The sequence below is a fragment of the Cellulomonas sp. NPDC057328 genome (assembly GCF_042667215.1).
GTDB lineage: Bacteria > Actinomycetota > Actinomycetes > Actinomycetales > Cellulomonadaceae > Cellulomonas.
Genome location: NZ_JBHUZW010000196.1, coordinates 1 through 3,386, shown reverse-complemented (window position 1 = coordinate 3,386; position 3,386 = coordinate 1). Strand labels below are relative to the sequence as shown.

Here is a 3,386-nt window from a genome sequence, read left to right as displayed (position 1 = left end):
CGCCGGGCCCCGTCCGGGACCCGGCGCGTCGCCGGTGCGTCACTCGTCGTCGAGCTGCGCCATGACCTCGTCGGAGGCGTCGAAGTTGGCGTACACGTTCTGCACGTCGTCGGAGTCCTCGAGCGCGTCGATGAGCCGGAGGATCTTGCGCGCGCCGTCGGCGTCGACCTCGATCTGCGTCGACGGCCAGAAGACCACGTCCGCGGAGTCGTACTCGATGCCCGCCTCCTGCAGCGCGGTGCGCACGGGGACCAGGTCGGTCGCCTCGGACAGCACCTCGAACTGGTCGCCGAGGTCGGTGACCTCCTCGCCGCCCGCCTCGAGCACGGCCTCCATGACGGCGTCCTCGTCGGTGCCCTCCTTGGGGACGATCACGACGCCCTTGCGGCTGAAGATGTACGACACCGAGCCCGGGTCGGCCATCTGCCCGCCGTTGCGCGTGAACGCGACGCGCACGTCGGAGGCGGCACGGTTGCGGTTGTCGGTGAGGCACTCGACCAGCACCGCGACGCCGCCGGGGCCGTAGCCCTCGTACATGATCGTCTGGTAGTCGGCGCCGCCGGCCTCCTGGCCGGACCCGCGCTTGAGGGCGCGGTCGATGTTGTCGTTCGGCACCGACGACTTCTTCGCCTTCTGGATGGCGTCGAAGAGGGTCGGGTTGCCGGCCGGGTCGGCACCGCCCGTGCGGGCCGCGACCTCGACGTTCTTGACCAGCTTGGCGAACAGCTTGCCGCGCTTGGCGTCGATCACGGCCTTCTTGTGCTTCGTGGTGGCCCACTTGGAATGTCCGGACATGCCTCGTCTACCCTCCGTCTCCGCTGGCCTGCGTGGCGCGCTCCCCGGCACCGCGACGGTGCGGGGCGCCGCGGCCTCAGACGCTGTCGCGGACGATCTGCACGAACAGGCGGTGCACGCGCGTGTCCCCGGTCACCTCCGGGTGGAACGAGGTGACGAGCACAGGGCCCTGGCGCACCGCGACGATCCTACCGGCGGCGGGGCCCTCCTCGACGCGTCCGACGACCGTGGCGGCCGGGCCGACCTCCTCGACCCACGGCGCCCGGATGAAGACGGCGTGCACGGGGTCCGCGACCGAGTCCTCGAGGCCCTCGATGACGAGGTCCGTCTCGAAGGAGTCGACCTGCCGGCCGAACGCGTTGCGGCGGACCGTGATGTCGACGCCGCCGAGCGTCTGCTGGCCGTCGATACCGCCGAGGATGCGGTCGGCGAGCAGGATCATCCCGGCGCACGAGCCGTAGGCCGGCATGCCCGCACGCAGACGCTCGCGCACCGGCTCGTGCAGGTCGAACGCCCGCAGCAGCTTGTCCATCGTGGTCGACTCGCCGCCGGGGACGACCAGCGCGTCGACCGCGTCGAGCTCGCTCGGCCGGCGCACGCCGACGGCCCGCGCCCCCTCGTGCTCGAGGGCGGCGACGTGCTCGCGCACGTCGCCCTGCAGGGCCAGGACTCCGATCGTGGGGCTCACGGACGTCGATCCTAGGTCGCGGACGGCGGCGTGCCGGCCGGCCGCGCTGCGCCCCTGGCGAACGGGCGCGCCGACGGCCGGCCCTCAGCGGGCGGCCGCCACGCGCCCCGGCGCAGCGGCCCCGCCCGCGCCCGACGCGACGTCGTCCGCGAGCCGTGCCACGCCCTCCATGAGGTCGCCGCGCGGTGCTGCGAGCGACACCCGCACCATCCCGGCGGCGCCGTCCCCGAACGTCGAGCCCGGCGCGACCGCGACGTGCCGCCGCGCGAGCAGGTCGAGCGCGAACGCGTCCGTGTCGGGGCGTCCCACGTCGACCATCAGGTAGAAGGCGCCGTCGGGCACGACGTGGCGCACGCCCCGCCGCCGCAGCAGCGCCACGGCCGCGTCCCGCCGCTCCCGGTACGACGCGACGGCCGCCGCGACGCCCTCCTGCGGCCCCGTCATGGCCGCGACGGCCGCCAGCTGCCCGGTCGTCGAGGGGCACGCGACCGTCGCCTCGGCGAGGTGCCCCATCGCCTCGACGACCGCCGGGTCGGGCACCACGACGTAGCCGGTGCGCCAGCCCGTGAGCGCGTACGTCTTGGACAGGCTGTGGAACACGAGCACGCGGCCGTCGGTGTCGAAGACGGCGGGGCTGACGTGCGGCGCGTCGTAGGTGATCGCCTCGTAGCACTCGTCGGAGAGGACCCACAGGTCGTGCCGCCGCGCGACGTCGACGAGCGCGGCGAGGACCTCCGGCGGGTACACCGCGCCGGTCGGGTTGTTCGGCGAGCACAGCAGCAGGGCGCGCGTGCGCGGCGTGACACGCGCCTCGACGTCGGCGGGCCGCGGCACGAACCCGGCGGCCGCGTGCGTCGGGTAGCGGCGCGGGCGGGCGGACGCCGCGACCGCCGCCATCTCCCAGTTCGGGAACACCGGGTCGGGCACGAGCACCTCGTCGCCCGGGCCGAGCAGGGTGGCCAGCGCCATGGCGAGCCCGTGCATCGCGCCGTGCGTGACGACGACCTGGTCCGGCGTCACGGGCACGCCCTGCCGGCGGGTGACGCGCTCGGCCGCGACCTCGCGCAGGCCCCCCATCCCGACGCTCGACGTGTACCCCGTCAGGCCCGCGGCGGCACCCGCCGCGACGGCGTCGACGACGTGCGCGGCCGGGCGCGCGTCGGGCTCGCCGATCTCGAGGTGCAGGGCCTCCGGGTCGCGCAGCGCGAGGTCCATGACGGTCCGGATGCCCGAGCGCGGGATGCGCGCGACGGGCGAGGAGGGGGCGGGGCGCGGCATGGCGGGGACGCTAGCCGCGCCACGTCACGGGGACGTTACCGCCGGGTACGCAGCGACGACGCGCTCGCGCTCCGCGTCACTCGCGCGCGAGCCCCAGGTGCCGCACGCGCCCGTCCCACACCAGCACCGAGCGCACGAGGTCGGCGAGCCCCGCGGGGAAGACCTCGATCTCCACCGCGGCGAGCGCGTCCAGGTCCCACCAGCGCAGCTCGTCGATGACGTCCTGCTCGACGTCCGTCCAGCCGTCGCGCGTCAGGGCGCCGACGTCCGCCGACCGCACCCGCGCGAGGAACAGGTCCTCGTCCTGGCGGCAGTGCTGGGCGTAGAAGTCGAAGATCGCGGAGCGGGTGAACACGGGGCCGACGAGGGCGCCCGGTGCCAGGGCGATGCCGGTCTCCTCGCGCACCTCGCGCACGGCGGCGGCGCGCGGGTCCTCGCCGTCGTCGAGGCCGCCGCCGACGGTGAACCACCACGAGCGCTCCGGCTGGTCGGCGTCGTGCCCCCGCACGAGGAGCACCCGGTCGCGCTCGTCGAGGAGGATCACGCGGGCCGCGCGGCGGAACAGCAGGCCGTCCTCGCCGCGGCGCCACTCCGGCCCGAAGCCGCGGACGGCGCCGCCCCCGTC

At 75.3% G+C, this 3,386-nt stretch carries 4 protein-coding genes; all 4 read right to left on the bottom strand.

Annotated features, from left to right (window positions below; translation table 11 throughout):
• Nucleotides 1-39: 39 nt before the first annotated feature.
• Nucleotides 40-795 (bottom strand): YebC/PmpR family DNA-binding transcriptional regulator, encoded by a 756-nt coding sequence (locus ACFUMH_RS18830; protein WP_378209111.1) that lies wholly within the window; start codon nt 793-795, stop codon nt 40-42.
• Nucleotides 796-871: 76 nt separating this feature from the next.
• The gene (gene pdxT, locus ACFUMH_RS18825) at nt 872-1,483 is read right to left on the bottom strand and encodes a pyridoxal 5'-phosphate synthase glutaminase subunit PdxT (protein WP_378209109.1); all 612 of its coding nucleotides are present in this window, start codon (nt 1,481-1,483) and stop codon (nt 872-874) included.
• Between the two features lie 84 nt (nt 1,484-1,567).
• Nucleotides 1,568-2,761, bottom strand: coding sequence for a pyridoxal phosphate-dependent aminotransferase (locus tag ACFUMH_RS18820; RefSeq protein WP_378209108.1), 1,194 nt, complete (start codon nt 2,759-2,761; stop codon nt 1,568-1,570).
• A 76-nt stretch (nt 2,762-2,837) separates the two neighbouring features.
• Nucleotides 2,838-3,386, bottom strand: a 549-nt coding sequence (locus ACFUMH_RS18815; protein WP_378209106.1) for an NUDIX hydrolase, incomplete at its 5' end; no start/stop codon positions are given.